This is a genomic window from Dolichospermum sp. LEGE 00240, from assembly GCF_015207875.1.
GTDB classification, from domain to species: domain Bacteria; phylum Cyanobacteriota; class Cyanobacteriia; order Cyanobacteriales; family Nostocaceae; genus Dolichospermum; species Dolichospermum gracile.
Window position 1 is genome coordinate 1 of sequence record NZ_JADEVZ010000065.1, and the last position, 21,788, is coordinate 21,788.

Consider the following 21,788-nt stretch of genomic DNA (forward strand, 5'->3'; position numbering starts at 1 on the left):
CTTGAGGGGGTTTCCCCGTCCTGATAAAGTGCAGTAGACAAATATATGAGATTTTGATTTTTAGATTACAATGTAATCAGAGAGCTAGATTTGAGCTAAAAATATGGAAAAATTAAACATTAAAACAGAAGCCCAGAAATTAATTGATAGATTACCTGATAATTTTACTTGGGATGATTTGATGTATGAGATTTATGTTAGGCAAGTAGTTGAGGCTGGACTTGCTGACAGTCAAGCTGGTAGATTAATTTCTGTACAGAAAGTGAGAGCTAAATACCAATGATAACAAACTACATTCAAGCAGCCTTAAACCGAGCCAAATATGAAGTTTTAGAAGATGGTACTTTTTACGCTGAAGTCCCTGAATTACAAGGTTTATATGCCAATGCACCTACAATGGAAAATTGTCGAGAAGAATTAAAACAATCTTTGGAAGAATGGATTGTTTTAGGATTACAGTTAGGACATAATATACCTGAATTAGAAACTAATAATTTTTCTATAATTTAAGATTGAGAAATTTCAACTTTTATATTTTTTGTTGTTAGATTTATTCTACTTGATAACTGTAAAACCTCAATACCTACAACCTGATTTTGTTCATTAAAATCAAGCACAATTCCTGGATAAACTTCTTCAGATTCAATAATTTTGGATTCATCAAGGCGCAAATATAAAGCATCCGCTTCTTCATCAATATGTACTTTCATAATTTATTCCTTTGGGTGCGATCAAAATAAACCGTGATAATTCGCCAAGGTTCTTTATTTTCATTATATACAACACGCAATACTCTATTGCCATTTTCAGGAATGCGAGCTAAAGCGTGACGTAATTCTGGATCTTCCCGATCTGGTTCTGTTTTCTGGGGTGCTGCTAATACCCGTGCTACCCATTCTAGTTGAATTTCCCGTGCAGTAATGACTTGTTGGGCATGAATAGTTAAGTCATAAGGAAAGTTGTCTGCGTTCGTCACTCACTCATTACCTTTGAATATTGTTTCACTGTATCATCTAAGGCTAAACTAATTTAAAAGTCAAAATTACATCACTCTGGTAATCTCTCTAAAATCTCTCTCGCAATATTCCCCCAATATTCATCTTTATATTCAACATATATCTCTAACGCTTTTTGTAAATTTGTTCTAGCTTCTGTATAATCTTCCTGTGCTTTTGCCAGTGTGCCTAAACAGTGGTAAGTTAAGGCTTGAGAAAAGCGATCGCCAAATTCGATTTTGATAGATAAAGCTAGTTGATAAAAGTCCCGTGCTTGGGCATATTCCCGCATTTCTTGGGCTACTATTCCCAACTGGTGGTAGGTACTAGCTTGAGAATAGCGATCGCCAAATTCGATAAAGATAGCTAAAGCTTGTTGATAAAAGTCCCGTGCTTGGGCATATTCTCGCATTTCTTGGGCTACTATTCCCAAATTGTGGTAGGTACGAGCTTGAGAATAGCGATCGCCAAATTCGATTTTGATAGATAAAGCTTGTTGATAAAAGTCCCGTGCTTGGGCATATTCCCGCATTTCTTGGGCTACTATTCCCAACTGGTGGTAGGTACTAGCTTGGTTATCATGATCATCTAACTCTTGATAAATTTCTAAACACTGTTGATAATATTTCCTAGCTTCTAAAAATTGCCGTAAATCCAAATAAGCATTACTTATTTTAAACAAAGCATAACTTTCACCATTACGGTTTTTTAGTTCTTTTGCAATATCTAACCCTTGTTGATAATAATTAATTGCTGTTTCAAATTTCCTTTCCTCTCTATAAACATCACCAATTTTATTCAAAACCTGACGTTTAAAATTAACATCTGCTAATTTTTCCGCAATTTGTAAAGCTTCAGCTAAATATTCCCTAGCTGTTTTTGCCTGATGTTGACTAATATAAGCTGTTCCCAACTCCAATAAAATATTACTATACCTGCGTAAATTACCATCATTGGTTTTTTCAGAGGTAGGCTTATATTCCATCAATAAACTTTGTAAAATCTCAATTCGTTCTTGTTTTTCTTGTGGTTCTATTCTGTCAATTTTTATATTAGATTCTAAAGTTTGAGTAATAGCATTTTCTCTAGTTTTTTCTAAAGTTTTAAATCTAAATACACCTTTTATATTAGATTCTAAAGTTTGAGTAATAGCATTTTCTCTAGTTTTTTCTAAAGTTTTAAATCTAAATACACCAGAACGCCAAGCCCAAAAATCAGGTGCAAATTTGGCTAACCGGTTGATAGCGTAATCTGGTAAAACAAATAAAATAGGATAAGGAACGGTTTTTTTATAAGCATCCCTGACAAAATTCAAATCTTGTAAAAATGGCGGATATTCACCATACACACCAATAGATTTTTCTAAACCTTGAATAATTAATACTAACTTTTTATTTGCTTCTCTTTCGATTGTTGGCAATTCTTTGACAATTTCATCACGCAAAAAGCGCAAATTAGGATCAGCAAATTTGAGAATTACAAATTGAATTTCCTCACATTGGGAATTTGTTGTTAATGCCTCAACTAATAATTCTCCATCAGGAGGAAAATTAATCTCAATAAATCCCAAAGTGAATTTTTCAGAAAAGTCAATAAACGTCAATAATTCCGCCAAAATATCTTGATTCAGGGCGACAAATTGCCCCAATTCAGCGTTAGAATCATGTTGTAAGTTCTGCCAGTGCTTTTTGGAAGAATTCATTTTGCTTCACCACTGGGTTAGGATAACTCCATCTGTTATCGCCATTGTATTCTAAAACAGAAGTATTAAACAGCATTAACTGGCCAATATCATCTTTACTCACATCTTTATTCAGGTAAACTTGGGCTAAAACTGGATAATGTTCTTCAGGAATAAATCTTTCAAAACTAAATTGTTGTTGTTTCACAGCATAAACAACGTCTTCAGCCTCAATCTTACTATGATTTTTGGTGCTGGCGCGTAAACAAGTAGCCCGCATCATTTGCATAATTTGACGCACATGACCACCACTAGCCTTAGCTAATTCTAGCAATTCTTGACGGGAATTAAACACAGCATTAACATCTACTCGTTTTTCAATTAAACTTGCTACTGTATCTAATCCAATTTGATTATAGTTTAAATCACGCACATTCCGATCAAATTGGTATATATTCACCATTGGCACAATGTGCGGTTCACCATCAAATAAAGCTAGAGGTTTTTTCGGTGAACAAAGAATAGAAATAGGAACTGTATAAATAATTGTACAATGCAGTTCTTGTAATTGGGCTGCATAGTCAAAAAACAAATGATCTGCAACCGCCGGGGGAACACGATCTAAGTTATCAAAAATAATTAATAGACCCTTGTATTCTGGATATTTCTTTCTCAATTTACCATAAGCGTCATCTAGCAATAGATTAATATCTGCCTTAAGTCGAGAAATATCTTTTTCTAAAGTTTGGCGAATTGTCGTCTTTTGTTTATCAGAACCTTTGATTTGTGCCAATAACTTCACCATTAATTTTGCAATAAATGGCGCACCACCTTCTAAACTGGCTTCTGATTCCACACTGACGGATTTTTCAACACTTTCTTCATTTTCTTCGGTAATTTCCTTAAACCAATTTTCAAAACTATTTAATAATTTTTGCTCAAACTTTAACCCTAATTTCCGCAAAGTAAATTCAACTTGCTTGATCACAATCAAATATAAATCTGTATAATTAGCATCATTAATATCCGTTTCTTCATTTACTTCTAAATAAATGACATGATAGTTTTGTTCCCATTGACTTTGAATCTTTTTCAACTCTGTACTTTTGCCCGAACCTCGATGTCCAGTAAATAAAATAGTGGTATAGTCCCCTAATTCTTGAAACTCTAAAATTTTGCTTACACTCTCAACGGCTGAAGATTTACGCACTGCTGATAAATCAACATAGTATTTTGAAATTTCCGCAGGTTCTAATGGTTCTAAAGTGCAAGCATTATAAGCAGCTTTGAGAGTATTGGCACGTTGAAAGTTAGGTTGATTCATAGATAAAATTATATGTCGGTATGTACTTGAGTGAGATCCAGTCAGCAAATCGTCAAGCCTGTAGGGGCGGGGTTTCCCCGCCCTCTATTGTATTACTTTGATTTCGCTTCCAGATTTTCCAAACGGCTTTTCAACTCCTGATTTTGCTGTTTGATTTGATCAAGTTCCTCACGTAACTGCTTCAGGGTTTTGTCTGTGCCGATATTCTTTTGCACCTTACTTACTTCCTCTTCAGCATAGCGACGGACTCGCCCATCTGCGGTTTGATTGGCTAAAGATTGCAAAATACCGATCGCTTTTGGAGTTTCCATTTGTCCCAAGGCTGTTAAAACGGCTACCTGGGTTAAAAAGAAAGTCTCTCTGGCAATTTCCGCTAACCGATCTAAAATTCGTTCTATATTGGCAGGAGTTTGACCAGTGGATATTTTGCCAACTGCGCGAATTGCGGACAGGCGTAATGGTTGCGGTATCCCAGCTTTCGTGTATTCCAGGAGTAAATTTAAAGCCGTTTCTGAAGATTTGAACTCAGCCAAACCAGCTACAGCCCCACTACGGACAACTTCATTCCAACCAGCCCTTTCTTCTAACACAGATTTGAGTAACTTGATTACTTTGTCTTCATGGGGTTTATCTTCTAAATGCGCTGCTGCGATCGCCGCAATAGTTTGACAAGCCGCAGCTTCTACATAGTAGCTGGCATCGCCATCTTGGACAAAACTTTTCACAGCTTTGTAGCTATTATGAGTTTTAATTTGCGACAAAGAACTAATTACCGTCCGCCGCACAAAGGGACTAGGATCATTTAAGCCAACGACTAAACCATCAAAAGCTTGATCTAGTTGAATTTCTGCCAGTTCTTTGGCAACTTCGACCCGTACACCCCAAAAAGAATCATTTTTCAAAGCTGAGGATAGGGCAAGAGTCGCTTCTAATCCGCCTTTTTTCGCTAAAGCTGCCGCTGCATAAATGCGGGAAATAGGATGAGGATCAAATTCTAATTGGGCTTTTAATTCAGAAATTGGGTATTCTAAAGTGACAGTTTTCAGATAATTATTACCAACATCAAAGCTAATAAAATCAGGCTTTTGTGTTAAGGGAAAGTAAAAACTTTGTTCTTTTTCATGGACTCGAACTGTAAAAGTTGTCAGTTGGGGATTTTCTTTATATCCAAAACCAATGGGAATTCTCAGATTAAATAAATCCTTACTATCGGCTTCAGCTTGGGTTTGGGTGACAGTCACCTTCGCTAAATTTGCGTCACCATCCCAGGCATAAGCTACTTTAAAATCAGGATGACCACCACGATAGACATATTGATCAAACAGGAAAGCTAAATTGCGGCCTGTGGCTTTTTCAATCGCTCTTAATAAGTCTATCGTTTCTACAGTTTGGTGAGCGTTGTCCTGGACAAATGTTTGGATAGCTTGCCAAAATAACTCATCGCCCAATTCGGCGCGAATCATGTGATAAACACAAGATCCTTTTTCATAAATGTGGCGATCGTAAAGTTCGATCGCTTCCCGATAAACATGAGTTACCATTGGTCTACGGTAGCGACTACTATCTTCACTAAAATAACTCCGCGCTTCCGATAACCGATAATAGGCCGCTTCCTGGTCGCCATATTCCCGTTGGGTCCACATTACCTCCGAATAGGAAGCCATCCCTTCCTTAATCCAAGCATGAGACCAATGTTTAATCACCACCAAATCCCCAAACCATTGGTGGGCGAGTTCATGAACCACCAAACTTTCGGTATTGCGATTATCTAATATTGCCCGTTCATCTAGTAAACATCGGTCAGTCAGGAGAGTTGTGGAAGTGTTTTCCATACCTCCAAAAATAAAATCATCTACACAAGCCTGGGCATATTTGGGGAAAGCGTAGGGATAACCATACTTTTCGCTCAAGAATTCGATCATTTGGGGAGTTTTGCCCATGCTGCGTTTAGCATCTGCTTCCCGCCCCTTCTCGACGTAGTAGGTAACGGGTTTACCATGCCACTCGTCCCGAATTTCGGCAAAATCCCCCACTGCCAATGTCATCAAATAGGTAGGATGAACTTGTTGTTGTGACCAATGGTAGGTTGTGTATTTTGCCTCTTCTATGGAATCAATGAGTTCACCATTGGAGATGGCTATTAAGGGGTGAGGAACACGGACGCGAATTTCTGATGTTGATAACTGTCCAGGGTAGTCGAAACAAGGAAACCAATAGCGAGAATCTTCGTCTTCTCCTTGTGTCCAGACTTGGGTGGGTTTGTGGGGATAGTGTTTGTCTGGTTGGATAAAGTAAATACCCCGTTGGGGTTTTTCGGCGGCGTAGGCGATCGCAATTAACAACCGATGACCAATTTCTGTAGGCTGTGATAGGTAAATACAAAGCTGTTCGCCATCATATTCAAACCTTTGGGTAACTTCGTTTACCTGTACTGACTCAATCTTCAAATTGACAGCATCCAAAGTCAACCTATCAATCCCATTCCGCACTGGCAATAGGCGAATACTACAACTTCCGTAGCAACTTTGGTTCGGGATATCCAAATTCAGATCCAGAAAAATATGTTCTACCTGTCCAGGTCGGTCAGGGTTATAGTGTGGTTTTGCCCCCGGTAATTCAAAACGCTTGTGTCCGGTTTTTTCAGTATCAAAATAAAACTGCAACATTTATTATTTCTAGCCTTCTAATCCTAAAACATTTAATGGGATGTAAGTCATACAAATACAGAAGTGTAGCGTAGTATGACATTTTTTGCCTGTTTGATTCTGGTAACGTCGGCACTACCTGAATCTACAGATTGACAAAGCTGATTTAGCTACTGTTGTCACACTTAAGAACTTAAGTATGTAACTCTTCTCTGCCTCTGTTCCAGAGGGTATTCATCCGTGATCCATGATTATTGAGTACAAATACCACTAATTTTCCATATAGTTTTAGAATAACCGGGGGGTGACAAATTGACTATTGTTTTCAAAGGAATAAAATATCGTTTGCGGATTTAGTCTTGACCATAGTGGAGTATTATTTAAACCCCATTACAAATCTTTGCTGATCATAAACCTGCAATTATATCAGTAAATACCGTAAAAACAGCGGAAATTAGTGATAAGAAAGAATTCAAACCTCAGAATTCATGAGAGTTAAGTTTTTTCACAACTTAATTGTAAACTGTCTCTAGGAGTAGTGTATGTCCAACCCTTTGATACTCAATATGCGATATCCACTGATATCAACCAAACTGACAAAATCCGCAAAATATACTTTTTTTGATGAATTTTTGCCTAGATAAATTTCCCTAACCGCCAATGAGCATTTCATTAAATTTGTTACATAATTTACAACAATAAGGAGTATTTACTAGTGTCCGCTAAAAAACCATCATTTTTAGTCCCTGTAATTGGTACTACTGTAATTATAGCAGGGGGCATAGCAGCTTATATGTACCTCAAGGGTGGTGCTAGTAGTTCTAGCCCTTTAGGTAGTGCTAAATTAGTACCTGCAACTGCATTAATGGCAACTTATATTGACACTAATCCTGAATCTTGGAATAAGTTGCAACAGTTTGGTACACCGGAAGCGCGGAAATTACTAGGTAAAGAGTTTCAGAACTTCAATCAACAAATGTTGAATGATAGTAAGATCTCCTACGAAGCAGATATTAAACCTTGGGTTGGTGGAGTAATGATTGCGGTACTACCACCAGAGGCAAAGAAAGTATCTCAGGATAACTTTCGCGGATCCGAAACACCAAATTATTTGTTGGTAGTGGAGATTAAAGATAAACTAGCAGCTTTGAAATTTGCGAATAGGTTGAAAGACCAAAAAAACGTCAAAATTCAGGAATCTGACTACAAAGGTCAAAAAATTATCGAATCTACAGGTCAAGGTCAACCGACTTATGTAACGGTTGTGAATAATGACTATTTGCTTTTAACATCTAATAAACAAGCTGTAGAAAAAGCGATTGATACCTATAAAGGCGAACCTTCTTTTGTGACTAAAGAAGGTGCAAATGATATTCTCAGCAAAGGTGTGGATGTTAAGAATAGTTTGGCACAAATTTATGTCCCTGATTATGCCAATATGATCCAACAATTAACGGCATTTAATCCTCAATCTAAACAATTACCCCCACAAACTCTGGCGCAAATTAAGCAAGTCAAATCATTAACAGCAGGGGTAGGAATAGATGATGCCGGCTTGAGGTTAAAAGCCATTGTGAATTTAGATCCCCAACTAAATAAATTCCAATATCAAGCTACTCCCGCCAACATTGTGGGACAATTTCCTAGTGAAACTTTGGCCTTAACTAGTGGACAAGGTATTAGTAAAAGCTGGGAAACTTTTGTGGAACAGTCCAAAGATTATCCTGAATTAAATCAAGGAATTCAACAAGCGCGGACTCAACTAAAAGCTCTGCAAATTGATTTAGATAAAGATATTTTTGGCTGGATGAATGGCGAGTTTGGTTTAGGTGCAATTCAATCTAATCAAGGTTTATTAGCTAAGGTAGGTTTTGGCGGTGCGTTAGTATTGGATACGAGCGATCGCAAAACTGCCGAAGCTACCTTCACCAAACTCGATAATTTTGCCAAACAGCAATCTCTCAATGTCGCTCAAAGAACCATTGGTGGTAAAAATGTCACAGAATGGCAAATCCCCCAACAAGGCGCTCTAGTGGCACATGGTTGGCTCAATAATAATACAGCATTTGTGGCTATTGGTGGACCCGTTGCGGAAACACTAGCAAATCGCCAAGGTGCAGCACTTGATCAAAGTGATACCTTTAAAACTGTTACAGGTTCTTTACAAAAACCCAATGCTGGTTATTTCTATTTAGATATGGACAAAACCAAAACCATAATTGAGCGTGTATCCGCTCAAAGTCAACCTTTACCTGCGGACGCTACCGCTATTCTTGATTCTATTCGTGGTGTTGGTGTGACTGTTAATAGTCCTAGTAAATCCATGACTCAAATGGAGATGTTGTTATCTCTTAAATCTAGTAAGGGGAAGTAATATCCTTTATGATTTTTTTTCACGCAGAGGCGCAGAGGCGCAGAGAGTAGTTTGTAGGGTGCGTCAGTCCCGATAATTTGGTAAAAAACAGATATCTTCTATCTGACGCACCTTATTCAGCAACGCCAAGATTTCTAGAATAATTGAACGCAGATAAACGCAGATAAACGCAGATAGGAACGGATGAATTAATGGATTTGATGATTATATATAATAGACTTCTCCGGTAAAGATTGTAGAGACGTTCCATAGAACGTCTCTACAAGGGGTTCAAACGACGCACATTTAATTTTCGGAGATGTCTATTGTATTGCCTTTTCCCAATTACCAATTACCCATTACCAGCCTCAACAGATATGATAAGTGTTCAACCGGACATGATATCACTCCATAACTGCTAATACGGATTTTGGTAGGAGTTTTTCTTTAAACCAAATAATTCTGGCGGGTACGTTATCTAGTTTAATTCCGGCTTTTTCTAGGTTCAATCTTTCGGAAATTGCTAAAATTAAGTTATCACAATTAGCTTTTCTAACTTGAGCAAATTTCTTTTGTAAATATTCTGGTCGCCAATAACCGACAATTTCTAAAATAAACACTCTTCCGTCTGGATGAACTAGCCGAAAATCGGGAATCATCACACTACCAGGAATGGGAATTAAATCTACTTCTCGTTCTAATATCCAACCACTTTTTAAAGCATCCCACTTACTGGCAAATGATTCCTCTAACATACTATCATAGGGTTTGCCGGGAGGATAGTGGGAAACTAAGCCACATTCTGAATTGAGGGTGAAACGTCCGGTTTTCCATTCGTTTGTGTAAAAATCACGGGTTTTTAAGGTTGCTGATAAACTCCATTTGGTAACATGAAGTAAGGCGGGAATTAGTTTGGCTATGGCTAAACCGTAGCGGGTGCTGGGAGTAAATAAACTTGTCGGTCCATCTACACTAATTGTGAAACCATGATCAGCATCACCTTCAATATAAGCCATTAATTGAAATAGCTTTAAATAACGAAATAAGAGTTTATATTCTCCGGGAACATTGCGATGAGCATTTAATACTAATTGACTAGCTTTATAAAAAATTCCCTGGACTTGAGATAAGTTATAACGATGTAAAACCTCTTCTGGTTTAGGAGTATCAAAAGTGGTTAATATTTTATTTTCCGATAAATCAGCATAAAGTCCATTTTTGATTTGAGCAGGTAAAACTTCTTGATTAAGTTCTTGAGTTAAATCATCAGCAATTTTATTTAAAATCATATCAGTTGATTCTTGACTAGCAACGGATTTTGCTGCTAATGCAAATACTTTTGCTCTTAACATGGGTGGTTCGAGGGGACTAACTATTTCAAAGGTGCAAAAACCACTTTTGAGAATATAAGCTAAACCTCGTTTCATCCGGTAATCTGTGGTATCTCCTTCAAAGTCTGCTAATTGACGTTCTAGTAATCCTTGAGTTTTCCCGACTGCTTCCTGAAAGAAGTTAATTAGTTCAGTCGCTAAACTCAAATGTTTTTGATCAAGTTTCAGTCTTTTTGGGATAATTTCTTCGCCGTTTTGGCGGTGTATCAGTAGGTCTGTTGGTAACATCTTTCTTTTCTGGGGAATAATTAATTTCTAATTGTTCTGCTGCTTTTAAATCGCTTTTCTTTCCAGTTCCATAAATAACTTGTAAATTGGCTTTTTGCGGCTTTTCTTGCTGATTGTTATTTTCCCCTCTCCGTCTGGCGGAAGTTCCTTCTTCGCTGGTGTCTTCGGCGATGACTTCATAGAGAATTGCTTGTTTATTTGCTAAATTTCCTTTGCGTAATATTCTCCCTAAACGTTGAATGTATTCCCTGGTTGAACCTGTTCCTGATAAGATAATGGCAATGGTGGCTGCGGGGACATCAACACCTTCATTTAAGACATTGGAAGCAACTAAGGTATTATATTCACCTTCCTTAAATTTCGTTAAAATTTCATGTCTTTCTTTAACTGGAGTTTGATGAGTAATTGCGGGAATTAATAAATCTTGAGAAATGCGATAAACTGTGGCATTATCAGCGGTAAAAATTAAAATTCTTTCAGGATGATGGGTAGCTAATAGGTCTACAAGTACGCGGATTTTCCCATCTGTACCTAAAGCAATTTCCTTGGCTTGACGATGGGATAACATGGCTCTGCGTCCAGCTTGAGAACGCGCACTCATTTGTACAAACATTTGCCAACCTTGCAAACTTCCTAAAGATATTTTTGATTGCTTTAAAAAATCATTGCGAGTTTGAATTAACTGATTATATTTTTCTCGTTCTAATTGGGATAATTTAACCTTAATTTGCACAATTTCATGACCAGCTAAAGCTTTTCCGGCTAAATCTTCAGCGCATTTGCGATAAACTTCTTTACCAATGAGGATATCTAAATCAGCATGTTTTCCATCTGTGCGTTCTGGGGTTGCGGACAGTCCTAACCGATAGGGTGCGATCGCATATTCGGCAATGACTCTGTTAAAATCTGTAGGTAAATGGTGACATTCATCAAAAATTATTAACGCATATTTATTACCCAAACTTTCTGCATGAATAGCCGCACTATCATAGGTAGCAACTAAAATCGCGGTTCTATCCCGTGAACCACCCCCCAGTAAACCCACTTCTGCATCCGGAAAAGCCGCCACTAAATGAGCATACCACTGGTGCATTAAATCCAACGTGGGGACGACAATTAATGTCGTGCGTGGTGTGGCTTGCATCGCCATTTGCGCTAAATAGGTCTTTCCCGCCGCCGTAGGTAACACAACTACTCCCTGTCGTCCTAACCGTTTCCAAGCCGCTAATGCCTCATTTTGGTGGGGATAGGGTGTCATTTCTAAACTAGCAACCAAATCCAAGGGGTAAAAAGCCTTGGCTTCATCAATAAAATCTGTGGCTTCAGCTTGGAGTGCTTCCACTAAGGAACGGTATCTAATTGCGGGAATTCGGAATTTTTCTACCCTATCATCCCAGGTTGCATAGTCTATCCATGTTTTACTTCGTGGTGGTGGGTGTAAAATTAACGTACCACGATCAAAAGTTAATGTCGGGTGACGAGCCATTTATTTTTTCTTAGTCCGGTGACACTGATTTAACTACTCATAACGCAAAATGAGCATGATGATTAATATTAATGTCGGTTCTTCGGTACTTGTTATACTAGTTAGCCGAAACTCATAGTATAGAAAAAATTAAGACCATCGGTGATGCTTATATGGCTGTCGCTGGTTTATCTAATTATCGCAGTGATCATGCCCTAGCGATCGCCAATATGGCATTGGATATGCAAAAATCTGTACTTAAGTTTAATCAAAAAATACCCCGTCTTTTCCGATTCGCATGAGTATTAGTACCAGACCAGTTGTAGCAGGAGTGATTGGATTAAAAAAATTTGCTTATGATTTGTGGGGTGATCCGGTAAATACAGCCAGGTGGATGTAAATTTGCGCCAAACAATACACGACGTAAATTCACAACACCAGCACGATTTAAACGTAAAGCTTCAACAGTTGCTCGACCACAGGGTGTTTTACCAATTACCTGTGTAAAATCATCACTCCATTGAAAATGCTCACTCCAAATTTGTAACCGGGGATTATACAATGCTATTTTTTCTCCCGTTTCTGGATCAATTGCCTGTGTTTTAGTATGTTTATAACTATTACACCCAAAACAACTCCAAGCAATATTTTCTAAAATTGTTTCACCACCAGCTTGTCGGGGTTTTATATGTTCAATAGTAAAGCTTTGTGTGGCAAATTGTTCCGAGCAATAACAATACTCACAATAACCACCCGCAAGAGCAGCAACAATACTCCTAGTTGATTTGGGAACTCGTTCTGACATTAGAAAATACTAATATTTGTGGGCAAAAACTCATTAATCAAAAGTTGCAAATCAACTCCACGCATTTGAGCTAATTGAATTAATGCTTCTGCACGTTCCCCATCTTGTTTTTCAATCAGTTCAACATAAATTAATAACTCTTGATGCTCTGTTTCTGTAATTTCTTCAGTTTCATTTTGCTGACGCAAATAGTTCAATCTCTCTTGTTGTTCAGCAGACAAATGCCGTTGAATAATTTGAATTAAATCAGTTTCTCTAGTTTTATATGTCTTTGTTTCTGATACCTGTAAAGCTTGATGAGAAAGAGATTCTAAGAATTCAACAGCTCTAACTAAAGATTCTCCCGGTAATTGTTCCAGAAGTGCAATTGCCCTTTGACGAATTTCTGTAGGTGCAGTCATACTCAATCTGACCTCATTTATATATAGCTTAGATTATAAATCTGGCTCTAAACTAAAATTTATTGCCTAATTTCAATAGAATACAATACCCATGACCGTACAAACATCACAAATAGACTTGCAATACCTTACCTATATAATCCAAAATTTACCAGATTTTGTCAATGTGCGCGATCGCTGTTGTAATTTAGATGTCAAATTGTGATTATTTTAGATTCTATCGTTCAGTCATCAAACGGGAATTTGGTAGAGTCGAGGGGGAATAGTCGGGTAAGGTTCAAGCGTCACCGCTCTCCCCTCCCCTAAGAACCGTGCATAAGACTTTCGCACTTACACGGCTCAAGCCTTACTTCAAGCGAGTTGACTTGGTTTTAGAATGTTCCTGTTTGTGATAAGCATGATGCAAGTGCTGTAGGTTTTCAATGCCGTCTTGTCCACCTTGAGCAACGGGAACTATGTGATGGGTGTTTAATTCCTCTCCATTGAATAAAGGTTCACCACAGATAGGACATTTCCAATTTTGGTTTTGAGCGATTTTATACTTCCAAGAGGTTTTCTCCCAGTAGCTCAACCAGTGAATTTAATTTTGTCCAACTACTTAAAATTAAATGTTCAAATTTAAACATCTTTTGCTGCTTTCTTAATCTCCTCTTAACAATTTGATGTCAGATTAAGACCAGAATGTGATTCACTATGCAAGTATTTCTGAAAACGTAAGAGGCAGTATGGCTTTTTTATCCACCATTTTGAATCGTGTTGTTGCCACTTCAGTCATAACTGGGGCTGTTGCATTAAGTCCAATGTTGAGTGCGATCGCTCAAGCTCAAACTTTAAACGGTGCTGGAGCAACCTTTCCTGCTCCTCTATACGAACGTTATGCTCGTGAAATTAGAAAGAAGCACCCCGAATTGAAAGTTAACTACCAATCCATTGGTAGTGGTGGTGGTATTCGTCAAACCATTGCAGGAACAGTTGACTTTGGTGCTAGTGACGCAGCGATGAGAGATGATGAAATCGCTAAAGTTAAGAATGGTGTGATCTTAGTACCCACTGCGGGTGGTGCTGTTTCCGTTGTTTATAATTTACCTGGTGTCAACAAACTGAGATTATCTCGCGCCACATTACCAGCAATTTTCTCTGGACAAATTAAAAACTGGGATGATGCGAAAATTAAAGCAGATAACCCCGGTGTAAATCTACCAGGCAGCCCAATTAGATTTGTAGTTCGCGCCGATGGTAGTGGTACAACATTCATTTTTACCAACCATTTAAGTTCTATTAATGGTTATTTCAAAGGTAGAGTTGGAGCTAACACCGCTCCCAAATGGAATTTACCAAACGTTCTCAAAGGTAAAGGCAATCCTGGCGTAGCAGCTTTAGTGAGAAGCACCCCTGGATCTATTGGTTATGTTGAATATGACTACGCTACTAAAAACAACCTTAGATCAGCGGAAGTCCAAAATAAGAAAGGAGAATTTGTCGCTCCTTCTTTAGCATCTGCGAACTCAGCCTTATCAACAGTGAAATTCCCCGATAACTACCGCGTATTTATTGGCGATCCAGGACAAGGTTATCCCATTGTTGGTTTAACATGGATGATGGTTTACAAACAGTATGCTACTCCTGCTAAAGCTGAAGCTGTGAAGAAATGGATTAACTGGGTACTCAAAGACGGTCAACAGTACAATGATGACCTCAACTACACCAAAATTCCTGGTGATGTTGTGAACCGTGTTTTACAAACAGTTAATAGCACCGTTAAGTAATTTTTACCTAAGTAGGGCTTGCTGAAAAAACGTAAAACGTCAACGAATCAAAGGTTTGAGGTTGATAAACAGGAAAATAGGTGGAAGGTTCTTGAGGAGGGTAGTACCAAAACGGAGCATTTTACCTCTAATAAACTTAAAAGTTTGGGGATGACAGATACCTGAAACTGTCCCCGTGGCGTAGCACCTGTCACCTCCCTTCACTAGAAGACTTATTCAGCAAGCCCTAAGCATTCAGCCGTTATGTATCAGCTTTCAATGTTGAAATGTAGGTAATTAAAACTTGCTTTTATTTACTTGACTATTTCCGGTTTTAGCTGGTTTATGACGGCTGCGCGCTTACATCTAATACCTGATTTCATAAACTTTTTATTGATCATGGCTAATTCATCTGAATCTCAGAATAATTCACTAAGTTTAAGTGATGGCAATATTGATTTAACATCCACAGGTGGGGTTAATTTCTGGTTTGATAAAGGATTTACATGGGTAGTATATCTATTCGCTGGGATTACTGTAGCCATCCTCTTTGTCATGACCTACGTAATTTTCCAGCAAGCAGAACCAGCTATTCATGAATTTGGACTGGGCTTTTTGTGGGGTCAAGATTGGGATACAGGAAATCAAATTTTTGGGGCATTACCCTACATCTATGGAACTTTAGTCAGTAGTGCGATCGCCATTATCTTAACTATTCCTGTCGGCATATCAGTAGCTCTAGTCACAAGTGAAGACTTTCTCCCAAATCCACTCAAAACCACTATAGCTTTCGTCATTGAATTAATCGCCGCTATCCCCAGTGTCATTATTGGTCTATGGGGCATTTTCATTTTTATTCCCTTCATCACACCCATAGAAAAATGGTTAGGTAGCACCTTTGGGTTTATCCCCCTATTTAACACACAAGACCCCGCCGGTAACAATATGTTAACAGCGGGCATTGTTCTCGCCATTATGACCTTACCCGCAATGGCAGCCATTTCTCGTGACGTTCTTATGGTGATTCCTAAAGAGTTACGTAGCTCATCTATGGCTTTAGGGGGAACTCGTTGGGAAACAGTTTTTCGGGTTTTATTACCAGCCGCATTTTCTGGGATAGTCAGTGCCACAATGCTATCTCTAGGCAGGGCATTAGGCGAAACAATGGCTGTAACAATGTTAATCGGTAACTCCGCCCAAATTAGTATATCCCTTCTAGATCCAGCATATAATATTCCCGCAGTCTTAGCCAATGAATTTGCCGAAGCTGAACCGGGCTTACATATTGGGGCATTAAGTTATTTAGGTCTGATTTTATTTGCCTTAACACTAGCTATAAATATTGCGGCTGTATTAATAGTCGAATGGGTTGGCAAAAAGAATAGATAACCGGAGTTCGGAGTTGGGAGTTCGGAGTTCGGAGTCAGGAAGAAAGAAGGAAGAATGAGGAAGGAGCAAAAGTTTCTTACTGTTGTAAGACTTTCTTGGTAAATTTTATTCCTCATTCCCGTGTATAACTTGACAAAAAATTCAAAATCTAAAATCCAAAATTAACATGAGTGCTTATCAAAATTCAGAAACAGATCAAGCCGCTGCGGCTTCATTATGTCAGTCCCTATCCACAGATAGACAAATATTCACATACTTAATGACCTCGATTGCTTTTGGTCTAAGTGGTTTAGCACTGTTGCCATTGTTATCCATATTGTGGGAAATCATGTCACGGGGGGCTTCTGGCTTCAGACTAGAGATGTTATTTCATCCATTAATTGAAAATGGGTTTGCTAATGCTATTCTTGGTACTATACTTATGGTAAGTATCGGTGCATTACTCAGTATTCCTGTCGGGGTAATTACAGGGATTTTCTTAGCAGAATTTAGTCAAACCAACCCATTTACCCAGTATGTACGGTTTATCACTAGCATTATTACAGGTGTTCCCTCCATTATTGTCGGGATATTTGCTTATGGTGTGATTGTTTTATTAACTAAGGGATTTAGTGCGATCGCTGGAGGTTTTGCTTTAGCTGTAATCATGCTACCAGTGATAGTATTGACAACAGAAGAGGCTTTAAAGCTAATTCCCGTTCCCCAGCGTCTCGCATCTGCCGCTTTAGGAGGAACTCGCTTTCAAACTACCTTTCGTGTTATTGTTAGTTCGGCCATCCCTGGAATTACTACGGGGATTTCCTTAGCCATAGCTCGTGCTTCTGGCGAAACAGCACCACTACTTTTTACCGCTTTATTTAGTCAAAATTGGTCCGATGGTTTATTAAGTCCTACTGCTTCCTTACCAGTATTGATTTTTAACCTTTATAACAATCCTGATCCAGCCGTAAATGAACTAGTATGGACAACCTCCATCATTCTCCTGACTTTAGTTTTGTTTTTCAGCTTGCTGTCTCGCGTAATTGCTAAGAAAAGATAAGGTCAACTAAAAAATTTTCTTTCCTACTTTAGTCAATCATGAGTAACTTAACTACTGCCATCCAAGTCAAGAATCTTAGCTTTTACTACGGAAACTATAAAGCTATTGAAGGGATATCACTAGATATCTACAAGAACCAAGTTACTGCATTAATTGGTCCTAGCGGTTGTGGTAAATCTACATTCATCAAAACCATTAATCGGATTAGTGAATTAGAAGGAAAAGTCAAAGTCGAAGGTCGGATAGAATTTTTTGGTCAAAATATCTATGATCCTCGCATTAATATTAATCGTCTGCGTCGAGAAATTGGCATGGTCTTCCAAAAACCCAATCCTTTTCCCATGAGCATTTATGAAAATGTGGCTTATGGTGTGAGAATTGCTGGGAGATGTTCAAAAGTAGTATTAGATGAAATTATCGAATCTGCACTTAAAGGTGCGGCTCTGTGGGATGAAGTCAAAGATAAACTTCATCAGTCTGCTACGGGTCTTTCCGGTGGACAACAACAACGTCTGTGTATCGCTAGGGCTTTAGCGGTTAAACCCAAGGTACTGTTAATGGATGAACCCTGTTCAGCCCTTGATCCAATTGCGACAATGAAAGTAGAAGAATTAATTCACAAATTGCGAACAGAATTCACGATTGTGATTGTTACCCATAATATGCAGCAAGCAACTCGGGTTTCTGATTTTACTGCCTTTTTTAGTACCGACGAGAGCCGTATTGGTCAAATGGTGGAATTTGGGGAAACAAGTCAAATCTTTCGGAATCCCTTAGATAATCGGACCCATGACTACGTGTCTGGACGATTTGGTTAATCACAACACCGAATGCGTAGCTTGAGCGTCATCAGGATTTAAAATTAATAGCATTGCTATTCCCAAATCCGAAATTGGTATGACTCATTCTCCAGATATTGCCACCTTAGCTCGCTGGATGGCGGCTGATTTTAGCAATCAAGCCCAGGTTTTTGAGAATCCGGCTTTTTTTGCCCATATTCGTGTATGTATGCGTCCCCTCCATTGGGGGGTGTTATCAGGGGTAAGTTTGTTTGTGGAACAAGCTTATGACTATATGTTGAATAAGCCTTATCGGGTGCGGGTATTACATCTGACGACTGTGGGGGATAAAATCCATATTGAAAACTATACTGTCAAAGAAGAAAAAGATTTTTACGGCGCTTCCCGCGATTTACCAAGGTTGCAGACTTTGACGAGCGATCGCCTAGAAAGGCTTTCTGGCTGTAACATGATTGTCGAGTGGACTGGCACCAAATTCAAAGGCACAGTCGAACCGGGAAAGGGCTGCATTGTCATCCGTGACGGGCAAAGAACCTATTTAGATAGTGATTTTGAACTTGATGGTGAACAGTTCATCAGCCGCGACAGAGGGCGAAATCCTGACACCAATGAGCATATTTGGGGGTCTGTCGCCGGTCCATTTTACTTTGTGCGCTGGGCGAATTTTGCCGAAGAAGTGAAATTAAATCCCTAATTTTCACCGGAGGACAGGCTTTTTGTCTGTCCATTCCGTGAAAAACATCAATCTTCAAAAAAAAATTCTCCCAGATAGTGCAAATTCACAAAAATGGTGCTACCATTAGTAATTGTGGGCGCGGCGACATAGCCAAGTGGTAAGGCAGAGGTCTGCAAAACCTCCATCCCCCGGTTCAAATCCGGGTGTCGCCTTTGATAAAAATCAGCCAAAACCAAGTATTTTCAGGTTTTAGGTAATGAATTATGGGACGGGTTTAATACTCGTTCCATAATTTTTTGGGGTAAGTTTGGCTAGGTTATGACAAGTATATTAGTTAGTGTGAATTAGTGTGATTTTTTACTTTTCAAATATGCTGAAAATGTTTTATATTTAAAATTGCGTAGCCTCATTAACAGCATACATTCTTAATATTATGGCAGACAAGCAGTTGAGTTTACCCTAGAAAATGGGAGTAAATTTTTGGTGGAAGTTGAAGAACCAGAATATACATCTACTGATATTCAGAGAGCCGCTTTACCATCTGGCCGAGAAATTGCAAAAGCGCAAAAAACTTTTGAAGAAGCTTTAGAGAATATTAAGCCTGTAGTTGCCAGCATTAGTCACAAATTTAAAGACTTGGGTCCTAAAGAAATGGAAGTCAAGTTTGGAATCAAACTCAGTGCTGATGCTGGAGCTTTTATCACTTCTGTCGGTGGAGAAGTCACTTTTGAGCTTACTGTGAAATGGAGTAATGACTAAGATTAGTAGATTTTATGTCAACTGAAAATTATTTTCAAGTCTTTAAATGTGCGATCGCTCGCATTTATAATAAACAGGGTAGAGTTGTTGGTGCTGGTTTTTTAGTAATGTCAACAGCAAATGATTTGATGGGAGCGATAGCGAAGCGCGACCTAGGAATCGCATTGTTTGTCAGAAATGCGGGTTATAAAGTCCCCTAATTAATCTCCATTTATCTAAGTTCTCTAAAAATATTTATTAATTAGATAATTAGAATATTCAGTAACTCCTCTTAGAGAAGGAAAATTCATAATTTCTCCGGCTAGATACATATTATTTTGTCCCTGGATACGTTCTAATTTATCATAAAAGCCATCTTTCATATCTTCACTGCTAACATGAGGGAAATATTTCCATTGAATAGATACATATTCTTTGTCAATTATAAATCCCATGTTTTTTAGTTGATTTTCTACGTCTAACTTAAGTTGTTGTTCGTTATGCTCTTGATTTCCAATTACATAAAAAGTACAAAATTCTGAATCTAGATAACGACGATAAAAGAACATAATCTTTCCTTGATCCTTACTGGTCATATTTTCAATAAAAACCCCACTATCAACATCTTTTTTAGTAAAGGGAAATTTGTTGATAATAAATGCAAAGGTATAATAATTATTATATTGTATCTTACAAAACAACTCATTCTCAATCGAAGTTGCATCAAGAAAATCAAGGGCATTATCCAAGGGACAGGCTAAAATTAACTTATCAAACTCATAATTTCCTGTTTGAGTTTGGATATAAACTTTATTAGTTCGTTTGATGCTAATAATGTTTTCTGCAAATAAAACATTAAATTGTTTTGATAACTTCTGCCATAAACTTCCTGCTCCTTCTACAAAGAATTGCAGTCTCTTCGTAATAAAATATTCAACTAACCCCGTAAAAGTAAAATACTTTAAATAATATGCAGTTGGAATTGTATCAAAATAACCATACCCAAAAGGAGAAACAATTATATTTAGAGTTTGGGCAAAATCCGATAAATTATTTTTACGACAGTAGCTATCAAAATTTTCATATAATTCTTCAGGAATATTAGATAAACCCGGCGCACAAAATTTCCGATTTTTGAATAATAAGCATGAAAACTTAAACAATAATTGCCATATAAATTTTATTGTTTTTAAAGGACTTGATTTAATTTCTAAACCATTATTATTCAAAAAAATAGGATTAGGAATGGCGGGTGCTTTGGACTCCACTCCCAGTTCTTTCATTATTTCTAAAGTCACATTATAGTCGCTACAAATCGCCCCAGCACCAAGTTCAAAATACCTATCTTTGTAGACAATAGTGCGACATTTACCTCCTGCCTGGTTCTCTTTTTCAAGGATAGTGATATTGTTGTAACCTTTTTTTCTTAAAACATAAGCTACAGTCAAACCAGATGCACCAGCACCGATGATACAAATTTTTGTATTTAAGTCAAATTTATTGTTAGTCAAAATTGCCTCCCAGAATCAAATACTATCATCCATCCAGCCACATTCAGCACAATCCCAATTGTTCCCAGTTAAAAGTTCCCTCTCTCAACGAGTGAATTTAATTTTGTCCGACTACTTAATGGATGTATTTGCCAGCACTAATGCGGTTGCTGCTGCTACCAATAAGAAAATTGAACTTTTTTTATCAACTGGGCGACGTTGGGATACTTTTGGATAAACTTCAATTGCCTGTTGCTTGGGAATTTGGTAATTACTGCAATCAGGACTATTGTGCATTCTCATGTCTCAATCTTTATAATTACTTACGAATAAGCATCATTTTCTACTATCCTGCTTCCTCCAGTCAGCTATCAAATTTCGTAATTGCAGATATAAGATGGCTGTCAGTTCTAGAAATACTTTACCTTTTCTAAGAATCCCAAGTACCGCTTCCCCATTAACCCCACCCAAACTGAGAGATGCCATGTGCAGAAAGTTCTGTGCCAATCGTTCAAGACGTACAGAAAGACGATAGCACCGAAACGCAATTTGTTCTACAGTCCAGTTATTCATACGCCTCCTAATCAAACCCGTCAAATGGTAATGGTCATGCATTATTTTTT

General features: G+C 38.0%; 23 protein-coding genes, 1 tRNA gene and 1 pseudogene. 12 read left to right on the forward strand and 13 right to left on the reverse strand.

The features are described 5' to 3' along the window. The first annotated feature begins 103 nt into the window (after positions 1-103). Together IQ226_RS18680 and IQ226_RS18685 are read left to right on the forward strand one after the other, a co-directional pair. Positions 104-283, forward strand: coding sequence for a hypothetical protein (locus IQ226_RS18680; protein ID WP_193897795.1), 180 nt, complete (start codon positions 104-106; stop codon positions 281-283). Beyond that, complete coding sequence (locus tag IQ226_RS18685) at positions 280-510, forward strand: type II toxin-antitoxin system HicB family antitoxin (RefSeq protein ID WP_193897797.1); 231 nt, start codon at positions 280-282, stop codon at positions 508-510. The genes IQ226_RS18680 and IQ226_RS18685 overlap by 4 nt, the downstream gene beginning before the upstream one ends. On the opposite strand, the gene IQ226_RS18690 is transcribed toward IQ226_RS18685, so the two are convergent. The 5 genes from IQ226_RS18690 to IQ226_RS18710 form a co-directional block, all read right to left on the reverse strand. After that, positions 507-710 (reverse strand): DUF2283 domain-containing protein, encoded by a 204-nt coding sequence (locus IQ226_RS18690; protein WP_096669903.1) that lies wholly within the window; start codon positions 708-710, stop codon positions 507-509. The genes IQ226_RS18685 and IQ226_RS18690 overlap by 4 nt on opposite strands. Next, the gene (locus tag IQ226_RS18695; RefSeq protein WP_193897798.1) at positions 707-976 is read right to left on the reverse strand and encodes a DUF4258 domain-containing protein; all 270 of its coding nucleotides are present in this window, start codon (positions 974-976) and stop codon (positions 707-709) included. The genes IQ226_RS18690 and IQ226_RS18695 overlap by 4 nt, the downstream gene beginning before the upstream one ends. A 71-nt stretch (positions 977-1,047) precedes the next feature. After that, positions 1,048-2,697: a lipopolysaccharide assembly protein LapB gene (locus IQ226_RS18700; protein ID WP_193897800.1), complete on the reverse strand. Its 1,650-nt coding sequence runs from the start codon at positions 2,695-2,697 to the stop codon at positions 1,048-1,050. Further along, a complete protein-coding gene (locus tag IQ226_RS18705) occupies positions 2,657-4,000 on the reverse strand; it encodes a P-loop NTPase fold protein (RefSeq protein WP_193897802.1) in 1,344 nt (447 codons plus the stop codon). The genes IQ226_RS18700 and IQ226_RS18705 overlap by 41 nt, the downstream gene beginning before the upstream one ends. Before the next feature lie 92 nt (positions 4,001-4,092). Continuing rightward, positions 4,093-6,666 carry a M1 family metallopeptidase gene (locus IQ226_RS18710; protein ID WP_193897804.1) on the reverse strand — a complete coding sequence of 858 codons (2,574 nt, stop codon included), beginning with the start codon at positions 6,664-6,666 and terminating at the stop codon, positions 4,093-4,095. Between the two features lie 694 nt (positions 6,667-7,360). Here IQ226_RS18710 and IQ226_RS18715 point away from each other — a divergent pair. Continuing rightward, positions 7,361-9,019 (forward strand): DUF3352 domain-containing protein, encoded by a 1,659-nt coding sequence (locus IQ226_RS18715; RefSeq protein ID WP_193897806.1) that lies wholly within the window; start codon positions 7,361-7,363, stop codon positions 9,017-9,019. 383 nt (positions 9,020-9,402) lie between these two features. On the opposite strand, the gene IQ226_RS18720 is transcribed toward IQ226_RS18715, so the two are convergent. Together IQ226_RS18720 and IQ226_RS18725 are read right to left on the reverse strand one after the other, a co-directional pair. Beyond that, a complete protein-coding gene (locus IQ226_RS18720; RefSeq protein WP_193897808.1) occupies positions 9,403-10,617 on the reverse strand; it encodes a DUF790 family protein in 1,215 nt (404 codons plus the stop codon). Beyond that, positions 10,547-12,103, reverse strand: a complete 1,557-nt coding sequence (locus IQ226_RS18725) for a DEAD/DEAH box helicase (protein ID WP_193897810.1) — start codon at positions 12,101-12,103, stop codon at positions 10,547-10,549. Before IQ226_RS18725 ends, IQ226_RS18720 begins: the two co-directional genes overlap by 71 nt. A gap of 101 nt (positions 12,104-12,204) precedes the next feature. Between IQ226_RS18725 and IQ226_RS26035 the strand changes: the two are divergent. After that, positions 12,205-12,479 (forward strand): annotated as a pseudogene (locus tag IQ226_RS26035) (adenylate/guanylate cyclase domain-containing protein); the annotation flags it as partial. On the opposite strand, the gene IQ226_RS18735 reads toward IQ226_RS26035, so the two are convergent. The 3 genes from IQ226_RS18735 to IQ226_RS18745 all read right to left on the reverse strand — a co-directional run bounded on the left by IQ226_RS18735 (position 12,423) and on the right by IQ226_RS18745 (position 13,859). Next, the gene (locus IQ226_RS18735) at positions 12,423-12,887 is read right to left on the reverse strand and encodes an HNH endonuclease (protein ID WP_193897812.1); all 465 of its coding nucleotides are present in this window, start codon (positions 12,885-12,887) and stop codon (positions 12,423-12,425) included. The pseudogene IQ226_RS26035 and the gene IQ226_RS18735 sit on opposite strands and share 57 nt — an antisense overlap. Next, entirely contained in the window at positions 12,887-13,288 is a 402-nt protein-coding gene (locus IQ226_RS18740) for a hypothetical protein (RefSeq protein ID WP_193897814.1), read from the reverse strand. Before IQ226_RS18740 ends, IQ226_RS18735 begins: the two co-directional genes overlap by 1 nt. Positions 13,289-13,634: 346 nt before the next feature. Further along, complete coding sequence (locus IQ226_RS18745) at positions 13,635-13,859, reverse strand: HNH endonuclease (RefSeq protein ID WP_228039540.1); 225 nt, start codon at positions 13,857-13,859, stop codon at positions 13,635-13,637. A 154-nt stretch (positions 13,860-14,013) separates the two neighbouring features. Between IQ226_RS18745 and pstS the strand changes: the two genes are divergently transcribed. From pstS to IQ226_RS18785, 8 genes are all read left to right on the forward strand, one after another. Then, positions 14,014-15,054, forward strand: coding sequence for a phosphate ABC transporter substrate-binding protein PstS (gene pstS / locus IQ226_RS18750; protein ID WP_193897816.1), 1,041 nt, complete (start codon positions 14,014-14,016; stop codon positions 15,052-15,054). A gap of 378 nt (positions 15,055-15,432) precedes the next feature. Continuing rightward, a complete protein-coding gene (gene pstC, locus IQ226_RS18755; RefSeq protein WP_193897818.1) occupies positions 15,433-16,422 on the forward strand; it encodes a phosphate ABC transporter permease subunit PstC in 990 nt (329 codons plus the stop codon). Positions 16,423-16,588: 166 nt separating this feature from the next. Further along, the gene (pstA, locus tag IQ226_RS18760) at positions 16,589-17,461 is read left to right on the forward strand and encodes a phosphate ABC transporter permease PstA (protein WP_193897820.1); all 873 of its coding nucleotides are present in this window, start codon (positions 16,589-16,591) and stop codon (positions 17,459-17,461) included. A gap of 38 nt (positions 17,462-17,499) precedes the next feature. After that, positions 17,500-18,279: a phosphate ABC transporter ATP-binding protein PstB gene (pstB, locus tag IQ226_RS18765; RefSeq protein WP_193897822.1), complete on the forward strand. Its 780-nt coding sequence runs from the start codon at positions 17,500-17,502 to the stop codon at positions 18,277-18,279. A gap of 79 nt (positions 18,280-18,358) precedes the next feature. Beyond that, on the forward strand, positions 18,359-18,955 hold the full coding sequence (locus tag IQ226_RS18770; RefSeq protein ID WP_193897824.1) for a chromophore lyase CpcT/CpeT: 597 nt from the start codon (positions 18,359-18,361) through the stop codon (positions 18,953-18,955). Between the two features lie 122 nt (positions 18,956-19,077). Continuing rightward, positions 19,078-19,149, forward strand: a tRNA-Cys gene (locus IQ226_RS18775). 271 nt (positions 19,150-19,420) lie between these two features. After that, positions 19,421-19,696 (forward strand): CU044_2847 family protein, encoded by a 276-nt coding sequence (locus IQ226_RS18780; protein ID WP_193897826.1) that lies wholly within the window; start codon positions 19,421-19,423, stop codon positions 19,694-19,696. 14 nt (positions 19,697-19,710) lie between these two features. Further along, positions 19,711-19,896: a hypothetical protein gene (locus IQ226_RS18785; protein ID WP_193897828.1), complete on the forward strand. Its 186-nt coding sequence runs from the start codon at positions 19,711-19,713 to the stop codon at positions 19,894-19,896. 24 nt (positions 19,897-19,920) lie between these two features. Here the strand turns inward: IQ226_RS18785 and IQ226_RS18790 are convergent, their stop codons facing one another. The 3 genes from IQ226_RS18790 to IQ226_RS18800 form a co-directional block, all read right to left on the reverse strand. Then, on the reverse strand, positions 19,921-21,186 hold the full coding sequence (locus tag IQ226_RS18790; protein ID WP_193897830.1) for an FAD-dependent oxidoreductase: 1,266 nt from the start codon (positions 21,184-21,186) through the stop codon (positions 19,921-19,923). A 111-nt stretch (positions 21,187-21,297) separates the two neighbouring features. Further along, positions 21,298-21,462, reverse strand: a complete 165-nt coding sequence (locus tag IQ226_RS18795; protein ID WP_193897842.1) for a hypothetical protein — start codon at positions 21,460-21,462, stop codon at positions 21,298-21,300. 39 nt (positions 21,463-21,501) lie between these two features. After that, complete coding sequence (locus tag IQ226_RS18800) at positions 21,502-21,738, reverse strand: hypothetical protein (protein WP_193897844.1); 237 nt, start codon at positions 21,736-21,738, stop codon at positions 21,502-21,504. Positions 21,739-21,788: the final 50 nt, after the last annotated feature.

Bases quoted from the DNA above. Each gene is read 5' to 3' on its own strand.
- IQ226_RS18680 (WP_193897795.1), top strand. From the start codon at position 104: ATGGAAAAATTAAACATTAAAACAGAAGCCCAGAAATTAATTGATAGA.
- IQ226_RS18685 (WP_193897797.1), top strand. From the start codon at position 280: ATGATAACAAACTACATTCAAGCAGCCTTAAACCGAGCCAAATATGAA.
- IQ226_RS18690 (WP_096669903.1), bottom strand. From the start codon at position 710: ATGAAAGTACATATTGATGAAGAAGCGGATGCTTTATATTTGCGCCTT.
- IQ226_RS18700 (WP_193897800.1), bottom strand. From the start codon at position 2,697: ATGAATTCTTCCAAAAAGCACTGGCAGAACTTACAACATGATTCTAAC.
- IQ226_RS18705 (WP_193897802.1), bottom strand. From the start codon at position 4,000: ATGAATCAACCTAACTTTCAACGTGCCAATACTCTCAAAGCTGCTTAT.
- IQ226_RS18710 (WP_193897804.1), bottom strand. From the start codon at position 6,666: ATGTTGCAGTTTTATTTTGATACTGAAAAAACCGGACACAAGCGTTTT.
- IQ226_RS18720 (WP_193897808.1), bottom strand. From the start codon at position 10,617: ATGTTACCAACAGACCTACTGATACACCGCCAAAACGGCGAAGAAATT.
- IQ226_RS18725 (WP_193897810.1), bottom strand. From the start codon at position 12,103: ATGGCTCGTCACCCGACATTAACTTTTGATCGTGGTACGTTAATTTTA.
- IQ226_RS18735 (WP_193897812.1), bottom strand. From the start codon at position 12,887: ATGTCAGAACGAGTTCCCAAATCAACTAGGAGTATTGTTGCTGCTCTT.
- IQ226_RS18740 (WP_193897814.1), bottom strand. From the start codon at position 13,288: ATGACTGCACCTACAGAAATTCGTCAAAGGGCAATTGCACTTCTGGAA.
- pstS (WP_193897816.1), top strand. From the start codon at position 14,014: ATGGCTTTTTTATCCACCATTTTGAATCGTGTTGTTGCCACTTCAGTC.
- pstC (WP_193897818.1), top strand. From the start codon at position 15,433: ATGGCTAATTCATCTGAATCTCAGAATAATTCACTAAGTTTAAGTGAT.
- pstA (WP_193897820.1), top strand. From the start codon at position 16,589: ATGAGTGCTTATCAAAATTCAGAAACAGATCAAGCCGCTGCGGCTTCA.
- pstB (WP_193897822.1), top strand. From the start codon at position 17,500: ATGAGTAACTTAACTACTGCCATCCAAGTCAAGAATCTTAGCTTTTAC.
- IQ226_RS18770 (WP_193897824.1), top strand. From the start codon at position 18,359: ATGACTCATTCTCCAGATATTGCCACCTTAGCTCGCTGGATGGCGGCT.
- IQ226_RS18785 (WP_193897828.1), top strand. From the start codon at position 19,711: ATGTCAACTGAAAATTATTTTCAAGTCTTTAAATGTGCGATCGCTCGC.
- IQ226_RS18795 (WP_193897842.1), bottom strand. From the start codon at position 21,462: ATGCACAATAGTCCTGATTGCAGTAATTACCAAATTCCCAAGCAACAG.
- IQ226_RS18800 (WP_193897844.1), bottom strand. From the start codon at position 21,738: ATGAATAACTGGACTGTAGAACAAATTGCGTTTCGGTGCTATCGTCTT.